The organism is Acinetobacter sp. ANC 4779, assembly GCF_004331055.1.
In the GTDB taxonomy this organism is placed as follows: Bacteria; Pseudomonadota; Gammaproteobacteria; order Pseudomonadales; family Moraxellaceae; genus Acinetobacter.
Map to the genome: position 1 here is coordinate 74192 of NZ_SJNU01000007.1, position 24097 is coordinate 98288.

Consider the following 24097-nt stretch of genomic DNA (forward strand, 5'->3'; position numbering starts at 1 on the left):
TTGCACTATTTGCAACAGGGCCAGTTTTTGCATATCGAGTTAGGTTTAACTTTGTAGGAGATGGCAAAGATTACCAAGTCCCCTAAACTTTACAGAAATTAGAATAGTAAGATAAAGATCCTATCCTCCTCTCTGTGTAAAGTTTTTCTATGCTATTGATTTAACTTTATGGATGAAACGCAATTTGTAGTTCGTTTAAGTGAAATTGATTAATACTTAGGCTATTTAATATGAACTGAATAGCTGAATATGTCATGACATTTTTAATCACGATTAAATCTGGCTTAGAAGTTAGCTGCAATTGTTATATACCCCATTTATTACTCGAGCTTCTAGATTGAGTACTGACGGATCTAGTAAATTCAGATGATGTAAATAGATTTATCATTTCTCAATTTTTTGCCATTACTTATTGGATCTTTTAGTTCATCCCTATTCTTTTTTATAATATTCAAGTTGAAATATTTCACAGAAATAAACCAATCAAAATTTAGGGATTATTTCTTCTGTATGCTAACTGATGAGAGCTGTACCCACACTCAACCTACGTATGCCCGAGGAAATATCTAGGATGAAAAACGTTTGGGTTTTAATCTTAAATTACCAGGTTGTTTAAGAAGCGAATGAATTGAATGAATACAGTGCAAAAGCTAAAATTTTAGTATGAAATGAATGTATCTCAATGAAGGTAGTTCAATAAGTTAAGGGTTTTAAAAAGTCTCAAAGCTAAGCGAGTCAATTTTGCATTTTATAATGTTCGTCGTTTAAAAGGGCGCTCTTAAAATGAAATAGCTTTAGCGAATGTAGTACTAAACTTGAACCTAAAATAGACAACATTAGAAATTCTTCTAAGTAGTCAACTTCTGTTTTTTGTTCTCACTTTTTTCTTCACAGATATTTCAGCGTCTATTTATTTATTTATTTTTCTTCACAAGAATAATGCTGATATTTATCAGCCCAGTATTTTCCCTTCATTTGCGCTTTAACGTATTGTTCTATATTTTAAACTTTTATGTGTAAGTTATGGAAATTGGTCTCTCGGGAGATAACTGCAGCAATATCTAGCCCACTTATACACAACTTTTTATTTTACTCACCTTCTTATCTATCTTGAGTCACAATAAAAAATTTTAAATTTGGTGGCATACCTAAATGATCAAAGTAGACTAAAAATTATAGAAGCAGCGATTTTTTCTAGCGATAATATTTTTAGATTATAGTGTGCTTCAATTGCTATCCTCGAAATTACCCTGCGGGTTTTAGCTAAAAAACAAGTGTAGCAATTTGCTACACTTGTTTTTTAGCTTGGATCAATATTTTTTTCAGCAGACTTTCCAGTTCTTGTAAGTTTTGATCATCAAATTCACTCATTTTTAACGACACTTTTAAGGTATTGTGATCAAATTTGATATTACCTGCGACCTTTCCATCATATTCAATTTTATGCACGATTGAGGTTTTAATCGGCTCTTTGGTTTCTGTTGACTTTAGAATTTTTTCAGCCAATAAGGCCAATTTGGTTTGTTCTACTTCTTTCTTCAGTAGTTTCGCCCAAGCTTCTAACAAAGCTTTTTTAGCATTACCGTAATTACTTTCATAGTCAGATAAAAACTTTTTTACAGCTGTGGCTGCAGTGCGTGCCAACAAGGTCGGTTGTTGCTCTAAATCTGCAATTAGTTCTTCAGGTAATTTTTCGAAAGATAAATATTTATACATATCCTCACGGTTCATACCTAAGGACTTTGCCAGTTTTTGCTTATTCTTTTTCAATTTTTCATTCAAAGAGCTTAAGCCGACATAGATTTCATAATCAGTTAAGTCTTCTCGTTTTAAATTTTCCGCTAAAGTTAACAGTGCAACTTCTTCATCTGATGCATCTATAACGATCACTTCAATGGTGTTTTTATTGAGAACCTGATGTGCTTTTAAGCGTCGTTCACCCGCGATCAACTCATATTTATCCTGTACTCGTCGAACTGCAATTGGCTGTAATAAACCGATTTCGTCAATCGAGGCAGCCAAATCTTCAATATCTTGTTGATTAAACATTTTTCGCGGCTGATTAGGACTAGGCTGAATATCTGTAATTTGTACATTTCGACGTAGTTCTTTTACATCATTAACATGTTCTTTTTGAGCTTGTTGATGCTTTTGAGTATTTTGCTGAAGACGTTGTGCCAATAGCTCTTTTGTACTTACCATAATATTCTCAGAGTGCTTTTATTCAACACGATTGATAATTTCTTTCGCTAATTCTTGAAAAGCTTTACGAACTTTAGCATTTTTATCTACCGCCAATAAGGGTTGTTGCAAAATTGCGGCTTGATTCACTTTGGTACTCATCGGAATTGTTGTTTTGAGCAACTCGCCGACCTGGCTTAATGCTTCATCCCGGATAAGTTTACAAACATTTTGACGTTCATCATGTTTAATTAATAAAGCGCCTAAAAGTTTTAACTCAGGATTGACCCGTCTTATTTTAGTTAAATGGTTAATTAAATCGGTGACACCATATAAGCCATATTGTGAACCTGATTCAATCGGTACCATGACATGTGTAGAGGCAGCCAATGCATTACTGGTCAGAAGTTTTAGACTTGGAGGACAGTCTATCAGGATGTAATCATATAATCCTTTTAACAATTCCAATTTGTTTGCCAGTTCTTCAGACGGTCTTGGAGAATCATCTTTAAGTAGGTCTTCAGTTTTACCTAAAGTAAGTGAACCATAAATTAAAGAAACATTTTTAAAATTGGTTTCTTCTTCTAAAGCTTCAGACAATAGACTTAAATCACCCACCAGTAATTCAGCAGACGTGGTTTCAACTTCACTTGGATGTCTTGATCCGATATGGAGACTTGCGTTCGCTTGGGGATCTAAATCAATCACCAATACTTTATTGCCCAAGTCTGCCAGCTCTGATGCCAGATGAACGACAGTGGTTGTCTTTCCACAACCACCTTTATGATTTGCCACAGCAATGATTTTAGTCGACTTACTTGTCATAATAGACCTCGCTTGAGTTATTGTAATATAAAGAACTTTGTAGCAAGTTGCTACACCTTCTTTATGCTACGTTGAAGTTATAATCTGAACTTGAATAAAAAACAAACAGATTCTTTTTTTTATTCAATATAGCTAGCTAATTATAATTAGTATTAATTTATATAATTAGTTAATTATAATTAGAGCACTTTTTTATCTTTATAAATCAATATTTTATGATTTTAAAAGTGGAAGCTTTGTCACTGAAAAGTGGAAGCTTTGTCACTGAAAGGTGGAAGACTTGTCACTGAAAGGTGGAAGACTTGTCACTAAAAGGTGGAAGACCTGTCACTGAAAAGTGGAAGACTTGTCATTATGGTGGAAGGCTTGTCACCGTGTTTAAATAAAACATGAATTTAAACTATAATTTTTTTTAAAAACAAGTTGTTAATCTGTTGATAAGTGAGTTTATTTGGCTTTAAAGGTGGAAGACTTGTCATTTTAATATTTTTATTCTGTGGATAACCTGTTTGTTCGTAATTTCATCAAGGATAGTGTCGGTTTTTATTTCAGAGTCTGCTAAAAGTGGAAGGTTTGTCACTATTAGGGTGCATTTTTAATTATTCTTTCCACTTTAACCAGTGGTTTGGCACACTTTTTGGCTTTTCATCCACTTTCAAATTGAGCGAAAAATACTAAAAGTGGAAGCTTTGTCACTAAAAAGTGCATATTTTGTTTTATTTTCCACTTTAAGTTTAAAAAGTGTTTTAAATAGCAAAACAAAGTGACATGGCTTCCACTCTTAGGCTTTGCTTAAATTATTTGTTGTTCATTTCTGAATAGGGTCGAATCAAAAGGGTGGATAATTTGCATAGGCTTCCACTTTTGTGTATAACATATAGAAAAGTACTTTTATTTTCCACTTATGAATAAGCTGAACGAAAAAGAAGAAATAGAATATTTACCTTATTGTATTGGGAATATTCGTCATAATGGCGTGGTCAGTACCAGCAACCGCCTGATACGACCGATTGAACTGTCATCCAATGAGTACAAGGCATTGCTTTATGCGATGGCTGTTGCGAATTACGGTGAGAAAAATAATCAGGATCGAGAAATTACCGAGCAAACCTATATTTATTTACATAAAGATGATTTAGGTGAGTTACTGGGTTTAGATAAAAAAAATTCAATCAATGTCGCAATAGACCGGATCTATAAAGAGCTGTCCTCCCGGGTTGCCCATTTTGTTATTGAGGAACCTTTGGATGACAGCAAACGGAAAGTAAAAAAAGTACATTCTGTGGTGCCTATTATTCGAGAACTGCGTTGGGAAGATGATGCCAAAAATGCATTACAGATTCGCTTTACCAGTGAAGTGCTGCCTTACTTTACCCGTCTGGCAAGTGGAAATTTCACCACCTATCAATTAAAAGATTTATTTGCTTTAGACTCGGTGACCAGTATGAGTCTGTATTCCTACTTTATTAAAAATGAATTCAAGTATGCCAATCAGGATTCATACGAAGTTGAACTGTCACTGGAAAATATTAAAGCACTAACCGATATCGGCGAGAAAAAATATGATCGTTGGGTTGATTTCAGACGGTATGTATTGGATAAAATTGTTGAAGAAATTAATGATAGAACCAGTCTGAAGCTGGAATATGACACCATTAAGAAAGGACGACCTATTGTGGGTGTCCGGTTTAAAATTACCAGTAGACATATTGAGGCGGTTATTGCTCAAAGCAATGAAAATACTCAAATCTATTTAGATGTGGATTTTGATGATAATGCCATCGTGAAAGAGCTGGGTGCAAAATTCGATATGACGGTTCGATCTTGGTATATTCACGCCAATGATCCGAATTATAAACAGTTCAGCAAGTGGTTTAAGGCTGAAGGCTGTTTAACCGATTCTCAAGCTAACCTGATTGTGAACGATATCATGTTTCAGATGGAGTTTGCGGTGGCCGGCGTATCCATGAATGATTTTAAAAAAGAGATGAAATACAAGCTAAAAAATGATCCTCACTTTGTTCAAGGAAATCGCGGACGTCTGAATGAAATTTTCGGCAAGGAGATTATTTAACCTGTGTAGCAACTTACTACACATTGTTGATCAAACGATCCCACTCAAGTTCGGTTACATATCCAATCACCGGAATTGAAACGACGTATCAGGCCAGCGGGTGAAAAAGGCTATTCATAGCTACACTACTTCAGGATTAAAATAAGTGTAGGTAGTTGAAATGACCCAGAGAGCATTAGCATAGCGACATAAATCACTTTGGAATATTGTCCATACTTTACACGGTATAATGAGAAGCAAATAAATTTTGGCGTAATTGGTTAATTTTGACAATGAATTGATGCCGCTGGAAGAGGTCAGTTTTCGTGAGTTGAATGGTTGAATTAAAGATACTGGTCATATGCCTTATAGCGAATAAATTAACAGGAATGCTGTTTTTTAGTTAGTAAATAGCCTAAGGATGTTTTTTTAATTTTTACTGTATCAGCCTGGCTTAAAAATATAATTAAGCATAAAAAGAGCTCGAAAATGGCATTATTATTTTTAATAAGCTGTTAATTTTTTAATCCCAAGGACGCGGGGCATATCCAGAAGGGTAGCTACAGCCATGAATAATTACTCTTATAATAGCTTAAAGTAATAGTACTGTTTCTGCAGAAGAAAGTGGGTTTTGTCCAGTCACGGGCCATCTATCCCTTCAGCATGCATTTGCCAATCATCTTCTTGGGATTAGTTATCCCATTTCCCTTAAGAATATCTTCAATTAGAAAAGCCACGCTTTCAATCAGGTTCACTTGGGTTTTTTGGTTAGCACTCAACCTGTGACTAAAAGGCTTGCCATTTCTTAATGACTGGTTCCATCAAAACAATTGGATCTTTATCTTTTGCTCAATCTCCAAATAAAGGACCATATTTTTTCTAAAAAATTTTATAGACTAAGTGAAAAGAGCAGCTTTCTTAAGATTAAGGTTGGAGAAAATATTGAACCTTAATCAATTAAGTTCGTAAAAAATTATTTAAAAGCAAAACAACAAAAATCATCTTAGCGATGATTTGTCAGTATTAAAACAATGCTCATCTATAAAAGCCAGAACGCAAAGGGTATGGTAGGTATACCGGCCAAATTTTTTCATCGGTGTTGAAAGTCGAATCGATTTATCTAATAAGAGGACGGATGTAGAGACAGTGGCTAGACTTTATCAAAGAGATTGAGAATTTTATCTGCAGGCCTTTATTTGGGTAGAAAGATTGAGATCTAAGAATCGCTGTCCTAAGTCTGGAAAAATGTAAGTTAAAACTTGATAAGGAGTTATAAAATGGGAAACATTAAGCAAGAAGTGAATCTAAGCGAGATAGATATTGGAATCTCTAAAGAGAATCGTGCGCAAATTGTCAAAGATCTTTCACGCTTACTCGCAGATAGTTATACCTTATATCTAATGACACATAATTTTCATTGGAATGTGACAGGTCCTCAGTTTAACAGTCTACACACCATGTTTATGACGCAATATACTGAACAATGGAATGCATTAGATGTTATTGCGGAGAGAATTCGTGCATTAGGATTTCCTGCTCCAGGCACCTATAAAGAATTTGCATCTTTAACGGCAATTAAAGAAGTCGAGGGTGTACCAAGAGCCCCAGAAATGGTCAAGCTTCTCGTCAATGCACATGAAACTGTCGCACGCACCGCCAGAGGAATTTTTTCAAATGTGGAAAAAGCAAATGATCAGCCGACTGCAGACATGTTAACGCAGCGACTTGATGTGCATGAAAAGACAGCTTGGATGCTCAGAAGTCTTTTAGAAGAGTAGAAACTTAGCGTCAGTCTGCCCATTATTTATAACTATGAGCAGACAGCTAATGTCTACTTTAATAAAAATGTTTAGCGTTTATTGTTATCTCATAGTCGAGATGGATAGGAAGAGGGCAGTTTAGTCTCACACATCGGGCAAATGAGTTAGGTTTATCCACTTAAGCTTATTTACGCCCTATTTTTATTCACTGATAAAATCACTTGTGAATTGCTATCACGCTTATAAATATCAAATCGTCAGCAAATAGAGCTAAGCTAGACGTTGGTCAGATGGGATGGGTTATTTTGCATCCCATCGACAATACGTGAAAATGAGATTGGAAATGACAACTGCGAATTTGGCTCAAAAACACCCTTTATATATTCCTTATGCGGGTAATACCCTGTTAGAACTGCCTTTGTTAAACAAAGGTTCTGCATTTACTGAACAAGAACGTAGTCACTTTAATTTGTATGGCCTCATTCCCCATGTAATTGAAAGTATTGAGGAGCAGAGCCAGCGTTCCTATCAACAGTATTGTGCTTTTAATGATGATATTAATAAGCACATTTATCTGCGTAATATTCAAGACACCAATGAAACCCTGTTTTATCACTTAATTGAACATCACTTAAGTGAAATGATGCCGATTATTTATACACCTACAGTAGGGGAAGCGTGTCAGCGTTTTTCTGATATTTATCGCCGCCATCGCGGGATTTTTATCTCTTATCCGGATCGCGCACATATTGACGACATTTTACAGAATGTGCATAAAAAGAATGTCAAAGTCATTGTGATTACTGACGGTGAACGCATTTTAGGTTTGGGTGACCAAGGTATTGGCGGAATGGGCATTCCGATTGGAAAATTGTCTTTATATACCGCTTGTGGAGGAATAAGCCCCGCATATACCTTGCCGATTACTTTAGATGTCGGAACCAATAATCAGCAGTTACTGAATGACCCTATTTATATGGGCTGGAAGCAACCGCGTATCAGTGGCGATGAATATTATAAATTTGTCGACCAGGTGATTGCAGCCATACAGCGTCGCTGGCCAAAAGCCCTGATTCAGTTTGAAGATTTTGCCCAAAAAAATGCCATGCCTTTGTTAAGTAAATATCGTGATCAAATCTGTTGTTTTAATGATGACATTCAAGGTACGGCTGCCGTGTCTGTAGGCAGCTTGATTGCAGCGTCGCATGCCGCAGGAAAACAACTGAAAGATCAGACCATTGCTTTCTTGGGGGCAGGATCAGCTGGTTGTGGAATTGCGGAACAAATCGTGGCGCAAATGGTAACAGAAGGCTTAACCGATGCACAGGCGCGTACTCGGGTTTATATGGTTGACCGTTTCGGCTTGATCACTGAAAATCAGCCGAATTTACTTGATTTCCAACGTAGGCTGGCGCAAAAACCTGAAAATTTGGCACATTGGGGTAATGCTGATGAGATCATTTCTTTATTGGATGTGGTTCAAAATGCCAAACCAACAGTGTTGATCGGTGTATCGGGTCAATCGGGTTTATTTACTGAAGAGATCATTAAGACGCTCGCTGCCAATTGTGAACGTCCGATTGTGTTGCCCTTATCGAATCCGACTTCACAAGTTGAAGCCGTGCCAGCAGATATTTTGCAATGGACCGAAGGCAGGGCACTCATTGCGACCGGCAGTCCATTTGCGCCTGTAAATTATCAGGGCAAGATTTACAACATCTCGCAATGTAATAACTCTTATATTTTTCCTGGCATTGGTTTGGGAGTAATTGCTTCAGGCGCAACTCGAATAACCGACGCTATGTTGATCGCATCGAGTAATACCTTGGCAGCATGCTCACCGATGTTACACAATCCAGAAGCAGATTTATTGCCTGATTTGAATGAAATACAACAGGTTTCTAAAATTATTGCGTTCAAAGTGGCTAAGGCAGCGATGGACGATGGTGTGGCACCTGTAATTTCTGATGAGTTGTTAACTCAAGCAATCGAGGCGAATTTCTGGAAGCCTAGCTACCGTACTTATAAGCGGGTGACATTCTGATTTGATGGAAGTAAAGCTTTAGATTACTCTACATAGATCGTTTTTAACATTAAACCGAGTTATAAAAATAGCTCGGTTTTCTAAACAGAGCGTAATTCATTGAGTTGAGGATTGAAGGTGAAATAAGAGGGGAATGCAAATATCGTGATATGTAAATTGCATTGAAATGAAGGATTAAGGTTTAAACATTTAAAGCAGATCAATCATGCTCTGTTTAAATATCTTAATGAATAGTTTAATCTTTTTGTGATTAAAAACATAAATAATCCAGTTTATTACAAATGAATTTGTTAACTAATTTTGCAAATATGTTATAAAGTGTAAACATGGACACAATAATGAGAGATTGAGTTTTTGAAACAGATTCTCCTAGCCCTTAAATTAAATCTGCGTAAACTGATCCTGATTTCGACTATTGTCAGTGTTTCGTGCTTATTTATTGTTTCTATATTTATTCTCAATTATGTAATAAAAGAGCAACTGATTCAGAACTCGCTTTCAGTCAATGAAAAATATGCCTCAAAGGTTGCCATCAGTGCAGGTGAGCATTTCGATGATATGCTGAGAGAACTAAAATATAGCGCTAATTTGTTGGGACAGGATTTTTCTAATCGCCAATTAACTCAAGAAGAAGCCAAGCGGCTTAAAAATCAATCCAATAAATTTAATAGTCTGTTAATTGTTGACAAGCAAAGGAGAGTCGTCTCTTTTGAACCACAGAGCTTGCATTTGAGTACCCATATTTCATATGACACCGTGGGTATTACTGAATCGCTAAAGCATAAAGCGACTTATATTTCTCCTCCTTATTGGTCAGTTAAACATAATCTGGTTGTAATTCTATCTCAACCTATTTATGACCAAAATAAAAATTATCAGGGCATGATTGGCGGCACGATTTATTTACAAAAAAATAATCTGATTCAGAAAATACTGTCCACTGAGTATGACTTTAAAAAAAGTTATATGTATGTTATTGATGAAAATAATCGAATAATTTTTCATCCTGACCCCACCCGAATTGGGGAAGAAATTATTCATAATAATGGTCTGGACTATATGGTGCGTAAACGGATGGGGAATATCCGGTTAATCAATAGTCGTGGGGTCGCAAATCTGGCCGGTTTTGCCTACATTCCGAGTGTAAATTGGATTGTAGTGTCGCAACAGCCGACAGAAGAATTGTTAAAACAGGCCAATCTTATTCTTTTGAAAGTTTCAGTCGGAATTTTTATTTTTTATTTTTTTATATTTTTTATTGTCTGGAAATTGTCGCGTTTTATTTCTTCACCTCTAAACAGTTTGGCTAAAATGGCCAGCATGCTTAATCAGCCTGATATTCAAGACAGAATCAGACAAGTTGATCCTTGGTATTTTGAAGTATTAAAGTTTAGAACATCTTTGCTGCTCAGTTCACACACATTCAGTGAAAAGATTAATGAATTGCGTCAACATGTAAATACGGATCCACTGACGGGTTTATATAATCGACGCGGTATGAATATTTTCTTAAAAGAGTTGGTCAATGTAAAAAGATCTTTTGCCGTTCTTGCAATTGATATTGATTTTTTTAAAAACGTCAATGATCGCTATGGTCATGCTCAGGGAGATGAGATTTTAAAGACACTGGCAAGTTTTATGAAAAGTAATTTCAGGGATGAAGATATTTGTTGTCGTTTTGGTGGAGAAGAGTTCATTGTATTAATGACGACTTCCGATCCTAATGTGGCCTATAATGCGGCTGAGCGCTTAAGAAAAACCATGGAATCAAGCAATATCAATTCTGTCGGTCCCATTACGCTATCTATTGGAATTGCATTCTGGCCTAAACACTCACATGATGTGAACGAGGTTTTTAAAATGGCGGATAATAAGCTTTATCAAGCTAAAAATAGTGGCCGGAACCGTATTTGTTATTAGAGCGTGGCACTGTATTTATTTTCAGCATAATTCAAGTTATTCATAACTTAGCCGGAGCTCAGTAAGGGGGGCCGGTTTAGCAAAATAGTAGCCTTGAAAATGGTCACATTGATATTCTCTGAGAAACTGAGCTTGAGCTGGCGTTTCTATGCCTTCAGCAATCACTTGTAACCCTAGTTTATGGGCCATGACAATAATTGCCGCAACAATAGCCCCATCCTTATCGTTTTCAGGTAAATGTTCAATAAAACTACGATCAAGTTTTATCTCATCAATAGGTAAAGTTCGTAGATAACTCAGACTGGAGTATCCTGTTCCAAAGTCATCCACTGAAACTCTTACCCCCAGTTCTCGGACTGTTTTCAAAATTTCTAATGAGCGATCAGCACCTGCAATTAGCATGGTTTCAGTAACTTCAACTTTTAGCAAACTCGCTGGTAACTGGGTTTCTGCGAGCGTTTGCTGGAGTTCTTGTAAAAAACCTGTGCGTCTAAATTGTAAGGGGGAAAGATTGACTGCTACATTGAGATGAGTCCCATGCTTGTTATTCCAAGCGACGATATCCAGACAAGCCTGCTGTAAAACCCATTGACCGATCGCTACAATTTGACCGGTTCTTTCGGCAAAAGGAATAAAGTCTAAAGGAGAAATAAGCCCTTTCTCAGGATGCTGCCAACGAATTAATGCTTCTACACTTTCAAGCTGCCCTGTACTGGCATTAACAATCGGTTGATAAACCAGTCTAAACTGTTTTTCCTCTAACGCGACCATTAATTCATGACGCATTAGCACATAATCAATTTTAGGGCTAAGGATTGAGGTAAACGCATACCAATGCCAAGTATTTCCACCTTCTTTTTTTGCTTCGCTCATGGCATGAATAGCTTGATGAAGCAATTGTTTAGATTTATCTACCTGAGGGTCATCGTCTGCAATGCCAACACTGGCGCTGATATGGACTTTATGGCCTTGAATATCAAAAGGCACAGATAAGCCTTTTAATATTTTTTCGGCAATCAGGATAACTTGTTTTAGGTCTTCACATTTATTCAGCAGGATAGCAAACTCATCGCCCGAAAAATGAGCGACTAAATCATCTTCTGGAATAAGATGCCGCAAACGATTGGCTACAGCAATCAGCAGTTCATCACCCACGACATGACCCAAGCTTTGATTTAAAGGTTGGAAATCGTCCAGATCCACATACATAATAATCAAAGATTGAGCACGGTCATGTTGTATGCAAAAAGCCTGTTCAAGTGCTTTTTCAAAAGCATGATGATTCATTAACCCGGTTAAACTGTCATGGGTTTGTTGATGCGCTATATATTCTATATTGGCTCGTTGCTGAGTAATATCTTGCTGAATTCCAATAAAATGCTTGCAACGTTGTTGTTCATCGAAAACGGGAGCCAGTACCAGCTGATTCCAAAACCAGCTGCCATCTTTGCGGTAATTTTTGATAGTGACCTGAATTTCTTGCTGATGCCGAATCGCATCTCGAATTTTATTTAGCGTTTCAGGATCGGTATCGGCACCTTGCAGAAAACGACAATTTTGACCCATAATTTCTTCTTTTTTATAACCAGTCAGACTTTCAAAAGCAGGATTAATATACTCAATAGCCTGATCACCGGAAGCTCCGGTTAATATTATTCCATGAGGATTAGCATCCACGCTGCGTTTAAGAAGATGCAGCAACTCTTCGCTTTCCCGCCGATTGGTAATATCACGTGCGATACTAAATATGCCAACCACCTGTTGAGCTTGTTTAATAGGTAAATAAGTCAGATCTACCCAGTAGTTCTGCCCTAAACTATTAACCGCATGTATTTCAAGATGTTGCCCTTCGCCTTGGACAGCTTGCTGAAAAGCACTTTGGGTTATTGCCAGATATTCAGGACAAACCAACTGGGAATAATGTAAGCCCTTACTTTGTTCAAGATCAAATTTGGTTAACTCTTTAGAGGCCAGATTATTATCAATAATAATCCCATTTAGATCGTGTTCAAAAATGGTATCAGGATGATAATTAAAGAAAGAACGATATTTATCATTCAATGCGAGAGTATGTTGACGTTCTTGATGCAAATCTATACTTAAGGCAATGAGCGATGCAGCATGACGAAGTAATTTAATGTCAATCTTGGTCGGGATTTTAGGGGAGGGATAATAAGTTCCAAAAGTACCATAGAGTTTGCCGTTTGCATTAATAATAGGCATCGACCAACAGGCATTTAGTTGATCTTGCTGCATAAATTGCAAAAAATAAAACCAGTTTGGGTGAGTAGCTAAATTTTCACAAATAATTAATTTTCGATAAAAAGCTGCAGCACCACAGGCACCCACCTTGGGTCCTATTTTTAGCTCCTTCATCGCGTCTTTATAACGATCAGAAAAATGTTGTTTACCCGTAATCAGATTTAAAGTTTGTTCAGCTTCTGAGTACAACATAATGGATACCATTGACTCTGGTATCCGTGCTTCTAACCATTGACTGACCGTATCAAAGATGACGGTTAAGTCAGCATGCTGCCCGATTAGATTAAAAATAGATTGAGTATCCAAATAATTCGCTGTTTGACTCATCTAGCATCCCATCCTTGAGTTGTATTACTCATATTTGATAGATTCTCAACTGAAATTCTTTAAATTAAATCCAAATATTGAGTACTCATCTCTGTTAAATAATATACCAAAATTGTGATAATACTCATATCTAATTATCTGTATGTTCGTATAAGGACCAATATAGGTGATAAAAATCATCATAGGCGAACGCTGCCGCGATCATCATCGTTGTCATCACGGCTGCGACCACGATCACCTGAATTATTATCATTTATATGGCTGCGCGTACCTGCTTCTTCTGAAGTGAACTCGTGAGTATATTCACTTTCATACGTGGCTTGGCGGATAAAGGCTATCAGGGGATTTATAATATTTACGCAAACAGTTTAGTTCCGCTGAAAGCAAAATAGGCTGTAAATTAGATCCCCAGCTTAAAACATACACTTGAGAAATCAATAGAACAAGAATAGGTATGGAGCGTTTTTTTGCTGGACTGAAGATCTTTAAAATACTTGCAGAGCGTTATCGAAATAGAGGTAAAAGACGCGGATTAAGATTCAATTTAATTGCTGGAATTTACAACATGGAATTGAGTAAAAAATAAGTTATTTAAGACGTCTATTCATTTAAATATTAAATGCTCAGTAATTTTATAGATGATCAAAAATATTCAAAAAAGTTTTCTCTGAAACAAGTCAGATTTTTTAACCAGAACTGAAATATTTTGCCAATAATATTGATCAATTTTTAACCAAAATAAGGCATTTTACAGTGTTTTCGCTATTTTCAGGGCAAAAACTATCCCCAATTTCTGCGGATAACTCTGGGGTAAAATTGACTTAATACTGGCAGCATTTACCTACAATAATTTTCGCTATTGGCCCCCTCACTGCAATTTTTCCAATGAAAACATGGAGAAAAGTATAGTTTGAATCGTCAGATTGACGATGACTGGCATGCATCAGACCTGAAACACCCGCTTGGTTGAGCTTCTGCAATAACCGGGAAATTTGACGGCTTGAAAGATTCAGGGTTCCTGTAGCCTGTTCTTGGGTCATACCTTGATCTCGAAGGTCTTAGAGCACGGCAAGATGTTGCGTTTTTTTGTGAGAGATAGACACTCCCTTATCAAACCGTCTACTTAGAGAATTACAAAAGCATATATTCTAAAAGCGGACATTTTTATTTGGGCTTACAAATATATTTTGCCTAACAAGGGGCTGAATGCTGAAGAAGCCTTTGGAATAGTACGGTTAGATTTGCTGCATTTAAACGAGTTATAGGGGGTTGTAGTTTTTGCACGAATCTAAACAAGCCCAGATCCAGGGTCTGTTGAGAAGTGACTCTTGTTAATTCTCAACAGACCCTAAAAATTTAATATTTAAGGCATTAAAATTGGGGCTAAGAAAGTTTCATTGACATTGATGCGGCATTTTATTCAGCCAGTTGCTCCACTTTCATACTCTCACGGTAATATTGACAGCCCTTATACAATAACAAGGAACCAATAACTCCAGCCACTGCATTCACAATTGAAATAGAATTTCCCACCATTACGCTGTTTTGAAAGTATTTATCAGTAATTAAAGCAACTGCGGTGGTTCCTATTCCAAGGGCAATCATATTTGAGATAAGCAGGAATTTGGCAGAAACTTGTGCACGTAGTTGGTTTGGTGTCAGCATTTGAGTTGCGGCTGCAGAGGCCGGAATCGGGAAGGTTGAGAAGAACATAGCCACAGAGATCAGGGCAAATGATAAATACATGTTGTCGACCTGGGTAAACAATACACTTGGAACAATCAAGGCCGCACAGCCGATTGCACCGGCACGGATAGCAGCATCACTGTATCCACGTTTAGAGAAGAAGTCGATCAGCCAGCCACAGAACAAGGCACCCGAAGTGTTGGCCACTAAAATGATGCTACCTAAGATATAACCGGTCTGGCTGGCATCAAGGCCGAAGTTACGCATGTAATAAGCAGGTGCCCAGCCCAGAAGTGAATACAACATCATGGTATAAAAAGAAAAACCAATAAAATGACAGAAGAAAGTCTTCTTATGCGTCTTGATAAAGCCAAGCGAGTTCTTGAAGGAAGCCTTAACCACCTGACCGTCAGAACCAACTTTCATCCCCTTACGCGCAGGTTCACGCACCGTCAGAACCATGAGGAGGGCAAGCAATACACCGGGTAGGCCCACAATCATAAAGGTGAGTTGCCAAGTCTTCACTTCACCAATCACCGGTAAGGCCACGAAACTGATATCTTTTAACAGTCCAATCACATAGCCACCAATCAGGAAAGCTAAACCCGAACCAATAAAGGCACCAATCGCATATACACCGAGTGCACGGCCCAATTTCTCCTTGGGAAATAAATCGGCAACAATCGAATAAAATGCTGGGGAAAGTGCAGCTTCACCTGCACCCACACTCAAACGTGCCATAAACATTTGAATGAAGTTTTTACTGAGTCCGCAAGCAGCGGTTGCCAGACTCCAGAAGGCGATACCGGTTGCAATAATTTTAATCCGAGATTTTCGATCAGCGAGCGCGGCAATCGGAAGACCCATAATGGCATAAAACAAGGAGAAGGCGAGTCCTTGCAACAGGCTAAACTGAGTATCACTGATCATTAAGTCGGCTTTAATCGGCTCAATCATTAACGATAAAATTTGACGGTCTACAAATGACAGAATGTAAGCCAGCATACAGATCACCACCACATACCATTGATAGGTACTGCTTTCTTGGGGTGGCTGAGTCTGTTTAGAAACAGGCGACACTGTTTCTATAGAGCTAGGCTCAAAACTTTGATTTTCGGGTTCAAGCGTCCTTTCAACTATTTCTATCGACTTATCATTCATCATGCAACATCCTATGTTGATTGTTTGAGATATTTTGATACTTGTAATATTGATATTATTTTTATTGTGTATCGTATTTTTTAAATCTAGAGTTTAAATTTCTTTTCGTCAATCAATTTCTGTAAAAGGATACATATAATTTAAACTGATAAAAAAAAGGAATCATAATGATTCCTTTTTAGCTAATTTAAAGTTTAGGCTTCACGTTCAACTAGGGTCAAAATATCATAAGTCGCGACCAGCTCATTGCGCTGATTTTTGACTTTAATATCCCAGACCACCACACCATGGGGCTTCTGTGCCGGATCACGCAATGTTTTAGGCGTTTTCTGCTTACAGGTCAGTTCAACCTGCAAGGTGTCGCCAATTTTCACCGGTTCGACAAAGCGCAGATTGTCCATGCCATAGTTGGCAATGACCGGACCTGGAGCCGCATCGACAAATAAGCCGGCCGCAGCAGAAACCACGAAATAGCCATGGGCGACACGTTCACCAAACAGCGATTCCGCCGCAGCGATTTTATCCATATGCGCATAGAAGAAGTCACCGCTCAGACAGCCAAAGTTGACCAGATCAGCTTCTGTAACGCTACGTCTTGCAGTCAGCAAACGTTCACCAATACGTAATTCATCAAATGATTTTTTGAAAGGATGTACTCGGTCTTCAAAGACTTGAGCACCGGCAGTCCAGCTATGTCCCACTTGGGTCATGGCATTTGGCGAGCCTTGAATCGCAGTACGTTGCATATAATGTTTGACTGCACGCAAGCCACCGAGTTCTTCACCCCCACCGGCACGACCCGGTCCACCATGAACCAGTAAAGGTAATGGAGAACCATGTCCGGTACTTTCTTTGGCACTTTCCGCATCCAGAATATGCACACGGCCATGCCAAGGCGCAATTTTGCTCAGCAGCTGTTCAATATTTTCATCGGTATTTCTTACGATGGAGGCGACCAGACTACCTTCACCACGTGCCACCAGCTCAGCAAGCTGCACCAGACCGCTATAAGGCATTAAGGTGACGACAGGGCCAAACGCTTCTACCTTATGAATATGCTGTGCCTGTTCGGGCGCTGTGCAGACTAAAACCGTAGGCGGATAACAGGCAGACTTTTCAGCGTTTTGTACTTGAAGAATAAAGTCCTGCCGCAAGTGACTACCGAATACAATCTCTGCATCCTGGCTGAGCTGTTCAACTTTTTCAGCGACATCATGTTTCTGTTTAACGCTGGCCAAAGCGCCCATGCTGACGCCTTCTTGAGCGGGATCGCCCACCACGACTTTTTTTAGTTTTTCAATCAGTCTGGTCTGTACGGTATGCAAAAGTGCGGCCGGAACAAAGGCACGACGAATTGCGGTACATTTTTGTCCGGCTTTGCTGGTCATTTCCCGGAAGACTTCACGGACAAATAAATCAATGCTTTCGTCATTGGCCTGTTCGGTCAAAATCGCGCTGTTGACCGAGTCGGCTTCCATGGTGAACGGAATCGAGTAGGCATTTAAGTGTGGATGAGAACGCAGTTTTTGCCCGGTTGAAGCAGAACCGGTAAAGGTGACCGTATCTTGAGGATTTAAATGATCAAACAAATCATAGATTTGACCGCAAATGAGTTGCAGTGCGCCTTCCGGCAAGAAGCCGCTTTCATGAATGGCTTTGACCACGGCATGGGTCAGCTCGGCACCTTCAGTGGCCGGTTTAACAATACACGGCACGCCCGCTAAAAGAGCAGGTGCGATTTTCTCCAGCATGCCCCAGATTGGAAAGTTAAAGGCATTGATATGGACGGCGACACCGGCTTTGGGACTGAGGAGATGTTTCGCGCCAAAGCTACCTTGCTTGGACAGTGGAATCCACGCATCTTCAACCCATGCGGTTTCATCACTCAGTTCACGGCGCACCAAACTCGAATAGGCATATAAGGTCCCAATCCCGCCTTCAATATCAACCCAGGCATCTTTACGGGTACAGCCTGTCGCCTTGGCCAGCTGGTAAAATTCTTCTTTGCGTTGCATCAAATACTGTGCCACTTGCTTTAGTGCATTGGCACGTTGATGGAAAGTCCAGCTGGCAATCGTTGCGCCTTTTTGTTTGGCATAGTTCACCACGGCTTGGGTATCGATACCCTGACTACCGACCTGATAAACCGCTTCACCGCTAATGGCATGATAAACCGTACGTAAATCAGCTTGAGCTGTGTATTCCTGACCATAGATCAGTGAGCTTAAGCTTTTGATGGCAATAGGATTATTTTGTGACTCAGTATCTTGATCATCCATTGCGCTTGAGCTGCTAGCTAACTCTAACATGGTAAAACTCCATTTATGATACGTTTTAAAAAGTATTTTGATTTTAATGTTTCATAATTTGTGTTGAAAAAGTAAAAATGTCAATCATAAATCTGTGTTTAAAAATGATTAGGAATAAAATAAAAAATATTAAATGATATAAAACAAATATTTATTAAAAATAAGCTATAAAAATTAAATGATACTAATAAATATATATTGATTTTAATTTCGTATCGTTTTAATTTGAATGTATCAACACTTGGGATAAGTGAGGGAACAATGAATAACCAACAACAAATCTTCGATCAAAAGATTAAAAAGGATATTTCCATCGAGCCGAAGGACTGGATGCCGGATGCTTATCGTAAGACCTTGATTCGTCAGATCGGTCAGCACGCACACTCTGAAGTGGTGGGCATGTTACCTGAAGGCAACTGGATTACCCGTGCACCGACCTTGAAACGTAAAGCCGTGCTGATGGCGAAAGTCCAGGATGAAGCCGGTCATGCTTTGTATCTCTATAGTGCTGCAGAAACTTTGGGTGCGGATCGTGACGACATGATGGATAAACTGATTGCCGGTCGCATGAAATATTCATCCATTTTTAACTATCCAACCCTGAGCTGGGCCGATGTTGCAGCGATTGGCTGGCTGGTGGATGGTGCAGCGATTGTTAATCAGGTTGCGCTGTGTCGGACTTCTTATGGTCCTTATGCACGTGCCATGGTGCGCGTCTGCAAGGAAGAGAGTTTCCATCAGCGTCAGGGCTTTGAGGCCATGATGCAATTGGCAAACGGTACGCCGGAACAAAAACAATTGGCACAGGATGCAGTGAATCGTTTCTGGTGGCCGGCACTGATGATGTTTGGTCCAAGCGACGATAATTCACCGAATAGTGCACAAAGTATGCAGTGGAAAGTGAAGTTGTTCAGCAACGACGAGCTCCGTCAGAAATTTGTCGATAACACCGTGTCGCAAGTCTTGCAGCTTGGGTTAACAGTTCCCGATCCAGACCTCAAGTTTAATGAAGCAACTGGACATTACCAATTTGGTGAAATCAATTGGGATGAGTTTTTTGCGATTCTTGCAGGCAAGGGACCTTGTAACCACGAGCGTATTGAAGCACGCCGCAAAGCTTGGGAAGGCGGCAAATGGGTACGTGATTCAGCGGCAATTTATGCGCAAAAACAGCAGCAACAGGCAAAAGCACAAAAAGTTGCTTAAAACAGTTTGATCAATATAAGGAAATTTGCTCATGAATAACAAAAACAACTGGTCACTTTATGAAGTGTTTGTCCGTAGTAAACAGGGTCTGAGTCACCGTCATGTCGGCAGCCTGCGTGCATCGGATGAGGAAGTCGCACTACAAAATGCTCGCGATGTCTATACCCGACGTAATGAAGGCATCAGTATCTGGGTGGTGAAATCCGAATTGATTACCTCTTCACAACCGGATGAAAAAGCAGAATTTTTCGAACCATCGATGGATAAGGTTTACCGTCATCCAACCTTTTATAACATTCCGTCTGGCATCGAGCACATGTAAAGGAACAGGTGAAGATTATGACAAATCAAGTATTGGCAGAATTTCTTTTACATGTGGGTGACAGTCAACTGATCCTGTCACATCGTTTGGCAGAGTGGTGTGGTCATGCACCTGAACTGGAACTGGATATTGCCTTGGCCAATATTGGACTGGATTTACTCGGTCAGGCACGTACTGCACTCAGTTTGGCGGGTGAAGTAGAAGGGCAGGGCCGTGATGAAGACAAGCTGGCTTATTTTCGTACAGAGCGTGAATACCGTAATTTGCTGCTGTGCGAACAGCCGAATGGTGACTTTGCCCAGACTTTGGTGCGCCAGTGGTTGATGGATCACTACCACGCTTTATTGTTTCGTGCCTTAAGTGCAAGCCAGCATGCTGAGTTGGCTGCCTTTGCAGTGAAGTCACTCAAAGAAGTGAAATATCACCAGCGTTTTTCCACCACATGGATGGAGCGCTTAAGTTTAGGTACAGCAGAAGCGCATGAAAAAACCCAGCAAGGTTTAAACCAGTTATGGCGTTTTACCGAGGAACTTTTTGTATTGACGGCTGAGGAAAAGCAGTTGGTCGAGACTGGGGTAATTCCAGAAATTGAAACCTTAAAAGCCCAGTGGCTGCAGACGATTACAGCTGAATTAGCCCGATTTGAATTAAGTCTGCCAGAGCTGGGCGCTTATCGTAGTGGTGCGAAACAGGGTTTACATACAGAGCATCTCGGTTTTGTTTTGGCCGAACTGCAATATATGCAGCGCTCATATCCAAACATGAACTGGTAATCTGACACAATCACAGGGAGTGAGTCGCATGAATCTGATTCGACACGTAGAAGATCAATGTTGGGACGTTTTGCAGCAGGTTTCTGATCCAGAGATTCCAGTATTGTCAGTGATTGATCTGGGCATGATTCGTGGCGTCGAGCTGAATCAGCAGGATGAAATTGTGGTGCGACTCACGCCGACCTATAGCGGCTGTCCGGCCACCGATGTATTAAAGGCAGAAATTACCCAGGCTTTCGAGGCGAACGGTTTGACGCCAGTCAAAGTGATTGTGGACCTGTCTGAAGCCTGGACCACGGACTGGATGAGTGAATCGGGCAAACACAAATTACAGCAGTATGGTATTGCACCGCCGCAAGGCCAGTCACATAGCTGCGGTACGCATGTCGCTTTAACAGATGGCATCACCTGTCCACAGTGCTTAAGTCATCACAGCAAATTATTAAGTGAATTCGGTTCGACCGCCTGTAAAGCTTTATATCAATGTCGGGACTGCTTAGAAACTTTTGACTATTTCAAATGTATTTAATTGTAACGATTGCGCGGTGGTCAGGGTAAACCAATAACAAGCCTGAACACCGCCAGCTAAAAGAAGGATTTTGCCATGAGCCAATTTATACCATTAACCATTAAATCGATTCAGCCACAAACCGAGCAGGCGATCTGCATTGCATTTGATCTCGCGCCCGAGCAGAGGGATGCTTTTCAATATCAGCCGGGTCAGCACCTGACCATTCGTCATTTAAGCGATGACGGCGAACTGCGCCGCTGTTACTCCATTTGTAGTGATACTCAGGAAGACATGAGTATTGCGATTAAAAAAATTGATCAGGGGCAGTTTTCAACCTGGGCCAATGCGCATCTCAAAGCGGGCGATGTGGTAGAAGTCATGCCACCACAAGGCGTGTTCTTCCAAAAAGCAGCCAAAACGGGTGGCCAAAATTATTTAGGCTTTGCCGCAGGCAGCGGAATTACCCCGATCTTGTCTATTGTCAAGTCGGTACTGAACTGTCAAGCGGATGCAACATTCACGCTGGTGTATGGCAACCGTTCCTGGAAACAGACCATGTTTTCTGAACAGATCATGGACCTGAAAGACCGTTTTAAAGCACGTCTGCAACTGGTGAATATTTTTTCCCGTGAACTGAATGACAGCGAGATCTTTAATGGTCGGATCAATGCGGACAAATTGCAGCAGCTGTTTCAGGCCAATCTGATTTCAGCCGATACTGATCACTGTTTTGCCTGTGGTCCTGAAGAAATGATGGCAGCGGTCGAAACGGTATTACCGACCTGGGGCATTCAGTCCAGCAAGATTCACACTGAACGCTTCAATACCGGTACTGCACCGCGAGCAAGCGCACAGCAAATTGAAAGCCGCAGTGAAGAACGCGTCAATATTATTCTGGATGGCCGTGAGCTGATGGTTGAAGTCTCCAAACAGGATGACAGTATTTTAGATGCTGCGCTACGTGCCGGGGCAGACCTGCCATATGCCTGCAAGGGCGGGGTCTGTGCAACCTGTAAATGTAAGGTGTTAGAGGGTCAGGTTGAAATGGCTGTGAATTACAGCCTGGAGGAAGATGAACTCCAGAAAGGTTATGTGCTGAGCTGTCAGGCACGTCCGATCACGGCCAATGTACGCCTGAGTTTCGATGAATAAAAGCTGAATTTACAGCACTGAGAACAGCAGGAGTTCAAGGATGACCTACATTAAAACCAGCTCACCCAAGCCAGGTGTGGTACTGATTGAGCTGAATCGCCCGGAAAAGCGCAATGCTTTAAACAATGCCACCTTGCAAGACATTGCAGCCTGTTTACAGGACTTGGAAACAGATGCTGCGGTGAAGGCCGTGGTCATCACCGGAAATACGCAATGCTTTGCAGCCGGTGCTGATTTAAATGAGCTGGCGCAGTTAGATGTGGTCAGCATCCAGCAGGATCAGCGTCCGCTGCTTTGGAAAAAAATTGATGAATTTTCCAAGCCTTTAATCATGGCCGTGAATGGCTATGCCTTGGGTGCCGGTTTTGAACTGGCTTTGCATGGCGACATGATCGTCACAGGGGAGAATGCCCAGTTTGCCTTGCCTGAAATTGCTTTGGGAATGCTGCCGGGTGCCGGTGGCACACAGCGTCTGGCCCGTCTGGTCGGGCAGCAATTGACGATGCGCTGGGCCATGACCGGTGAAATGATTTCGGCACAGAGCGCATTGCAACACGGTATTAGCAGCCAGGTCTGTCCGGCAGCTTTAACCGTGCAATACACCCTGGAACTGGCAGAGAAAATTGCCAAGCAGGCACCGCTGGCCATTCGTGCCATCAAGCAATCTTTAAAGTCAATTCATGAAGTGACTTTAAGTCAGGGACTTAAATTAGAGCGTCAACATTTTGTCTGGTTGGCTGCAACCCAGGATCGCCAAGAAGGCATTAATGCATTTTTAGAAAAAAGAAAACCAGAATTTAGAGGTGTGTAATGGAATATCAAACAATTATTGTCGAAGAAAAAAATGCAGTGGGCTACCTGACCTTTAACCGTCCCAAACAGCTCAACAGTTTTAATGAAACCATGCATCAGGAAGTCTCCAAGGTGGTTAAGGCCTGGGCCAAAGACAGTCAGATTCGTACCGTGGTGATTTCAGCTGAAGGTCGTGGTTTCTGTGCCGGTCAGGATTTAAATGACCGTGTGGTTGATCCGAATGCCCAGGCACCGGATTTAGGCCTGTCGATTGAAAAATATTATAACCCTTTGATCAAGCTGATTACCGAAATGCCAAAACCGGTGATTTGTGCGGTGAATGGTGTGGCAGCAGGGGCAGGCGCCAACATTGCCTTGGCCTGTGACATTGTGATTGCAGCAAAATCAGCCTCGTTTATTCAAGCCTTTTGCCGGCTTGGTTTGGTACCCGATTCAGGCGGTACTTGGTTCCTGCCGCGTCTGGTTGGCCGTGCCCAAGCGATGGGACTTGCCATGCTCGGCGATAAAATTCCGGCTGAGCGTGCAGTGCAACTGGGTATGATCTGGCAGGTGGTTGAAGATGAACAATTGCAAGCAGAAGCGAAAAAATTGGCAGAACATCTGGCACAGCAACCGACCTATGGTCTGTCACTGATTAAAAAAGCCATTCATGCTGCAGCTGACAATAATCTGGATCAGCAGCTCATTCTGGAGCGTGATTTACAGCGTTTGGCAGGTCGATCGAGTGACTATAAAGAGGGTGTACAAGCCTTTATGCAGAAGCGTACCCCTGAATATAAAGGATGCTAAATC

At 40.4% G+C, this 24097-nt stretch carries 17 protein-coding genes and 1 pseudogene; 12 read left to right on the forward strand and 6 right to left on the reverse strand.

Annotated features, from left to right (window positions below; translation table 11 throughout):
* Positions 1–1287: 1287 nt before the first annotated feature.
* Together E0H80_RS09650 and E0H80_RS09655 are read right to left on the reverse strand one after the other, a co-directional pair.
* Complete coding sequence (locus tag E0H80_RS09650; RefSeq protein WP_131365287.1) at positions 1288–2202, reverse strand: ParB/RepB/Spo0J family partition protein; 915 nt, start codon at positions 2200–2202, stop codon at positions 1288–1290.
* An 18-nt stretch (positions 2203–2220) separates the two neighbouring features.
* A complete protein-coding gene (locus tag E0H80_RS09655; protein ID WP_067869887.1) occupies positions 2221–3006 on the reverse strand; it encodes a ParA family protein in 786 nt (261 codons plus the stop codon).
* 904 nt (positions 3007–3910) lie between these two features.
* Between E0H80_RS09655 and E0H80_RS09660 the strand changes: the two genes are divergently transcribed.
* The 4 genes from E0H80_RS09660 to E0H80_RS09675 all read left to right on the forward strand — a co-directional run bounded on the left by E0H80_RS09660 (position 3911) and on the right by E0H80_RS09675 (position 10783).
* Positions 3911–5080 carry a replication initiation protein gene (locus tag E0H80_RS09660; RefSeq protein WP_131365289.1) on the forward strand — a complete coding sequence of 390 codons (1170 nt, stop codon included), beginning with the start codon at positions 3911–3913 and terminating at the stop codon, positions 5078–5080.
* 1256 nt (positions 5081–6336) lie between these two features.
* Positions 6337–6837 (forward strand): Dps family protein, encoded by a 501-nt coding sequence (locus tag E0H80_RS09665; protein WP_131365291.1) that lies wholly within the window; start codon positions 6337–6339, stop codon positions 6835–6837.
* A 325-nt stretch (positions 6838–7162) separates the two neighbouring features.
* Positions 7163–8863 (forward strand): NAD-dependent malic enzyme, encoded by a 1701-nt coding sequence (locus tag E0H80_RS09670; protein ID WP_131365293.1) that lies wholly within the window; start codon positions 7163–7165, stop codon positions 8861–8863.
* Positions 8864–9217: 354 nt separating this feature from the next.
* Positions 9218–10783, forward strand: coding sequence for a sensor domain-containing diguanylate cyclase (locus tag E0H80_RS09675; RefSeq protein ID WP_131365294.1), 1566 nt, complete (start codon positions 9218–9220; stop codon positions 10781–10783).
* Between the two features lie 36 nt (positions 10784–10819).
* Here the strand turns inward: E0H80_RS09675 and E0H80_RS09680 are convergent, their stop codons facing one another.
* A complete protein-coding gene (locus E0H80_RS09680; protein WP_131365296.1) occupies positions 10820–13372 on the reverse strand; it encodes an EAL domain-containing protein in 2553 nt (850 codons plus the stop codon).
* 475 nt (positions 13373–13847) lie between these two features.
* Between E0H80_RS09680 and E0H80_RS09685 the strand changes: the two are divergent.
* Positions 13848–13958: pseudogene (locus E0H80_RS09685) on the forward strand (IS5/IS1182 family transposase); the annotation flags it as partial.
* 235 nt (positions 13959–14193) lie between these two features.
* Here E0H80_RS09685 and E0H80_RS17135 read toward each other — a convergent pair.
* From E0H80_RS17135 to paaZ, 3 genes are all read right to left on the reverse strand, one after another.
* Complete coding sequence (locus tag E0H80_RS17135; RefSeq protein ID WP_131365298.1) at positions 14194–14412, reverse strand: hypothetical protein; 219 nt, start codon at positions 14410–14412, stop codon at positions 14194–14196.
* 376 nt (positions 14413–14788) lie between these two features.
* Complete coding sequence (locus E0H80_RS09695; protein WP_131365300.1) at positions 14789–16222, reverse strand: spinster family MFS transporter; 1434 nt, start codon at positions 16220–16222, stop codon at positions 14789–14791.
* A 191-nt stretch (positions 16223–16413) separates the two neighbouring features.
* Positions 16414–18528 (reverse strand): phenylacetic acid degradation bifunctional protein PaaZ, encoded by a 2115-nt coding sequence (gene paaZ / locus E0H80_RS09700; RefSeq protein WP_131365302.1) that lies wholly within the window; start codon positions 18526–18528, stop codon positions 16414–16416.
* A 261-nt stretch (positions 18529–18789) separates the two neighbouring features.
* Between paaZ and paaA the strand changes: the two genes are divergently transcribed.
* The 7 genes from paaA (at position 18790) to paaG (ending at position 24094) form a co-directional block, all read left to right on the forward strand.
* Positions 18790–19734 carry a 1,2-phenylacetyl-CoA epoxidase subunit PaaA gene (paaA, locus tag E0H80_RS09705; RefSeq protein WP_131365304.1) on the forward strand — a complete coding sequence of 315 codons (945 nt, stop codon included), beginning with the start codon at positions 18790–18792 and terminating at the stop codon, positions 19732–19734.
* Between the two features lie 31 nt (positions 19735–19765).
* Positions 19766–20056 (forward strand): 1,2-phenylacetyl-CoA epoxidase subunit PaaB, encoded by a 291-nt coding sequence (gene paaB, locus E0H80_RS09710; protein ID WP_067869854.1) that lies wholly within the window; start codon positions 19766–19768, stop codon positions 20054–20056.
* Between the two features lie 14 nt (positions 20057–20070).
* Positions 20071–20829, forward strand: coding sequence for a 1,2-phenylacetyl-CoA epoxidase subunit PaaC (gene paaC, locus E0H80_RS09715; RefSeq protein ID WP_323052967.1), 759 nt, complete (start codon positions 20071–20073; stop codon positions 20827–20829).
* Positions 20830–20857: 28 nt separating this feature from the next.
* Positions 20858–21358 (forward strand): 1,2-phenylacetyl-CoA epoxidase subunit PaaD, encoded by a 501-nt coding sequence (gene paaD, locus E0H80_RS09720; protein WP_131365308.1) that lies wholly within the window; start codon positions 20858–20860, stop codon positions 21356–21358.
* 75 nt (positions 21359–21433) lie between these two features.
* Positions 21434–22492 carry a 2Fe-2S iron-sulfur cluster-binding protein gene (locus tag E0H80_RS09725; RefSeq protein ID WP_131365310.1) on the forward strand — a complete coding sequence of 353 codons (1059 nt, stop codon included), beginning with the start codon at positions 21434–21436 and terminating at the stop codon, positions 22490–22492.
* A gap of 40 nt (positions 22493–22532) precedes the next feature.
* Positions 22533–23303, forward strand: a complete 771-nt coding sequence (locus tag E0H80_RS09730; RefSeq protein WP_131365312.1) for an enoyl-CoA hydratase-related protein — start codon at positions 22533–22535, stop codon at positions 23301–23303.
* On the forward strand, positions 23303–24094 hold the full coding sequence (gene paaG / locus E0H80_RS09735) for a 2-(1,2-epoxy-1,2-dihydrophenyl)acetyl-CoA isomerase PaaG (protein WP_131365314.1): 792 nt from the start codon (positions 23303–23305) through the stop codon (positions 24092–24094). Before E0H80_RS09730 ends, paaG begins: the two co-directional genes overlap by 1 nt.
* Positions 24095–24097: the final 3 nt, after the last annotated feature.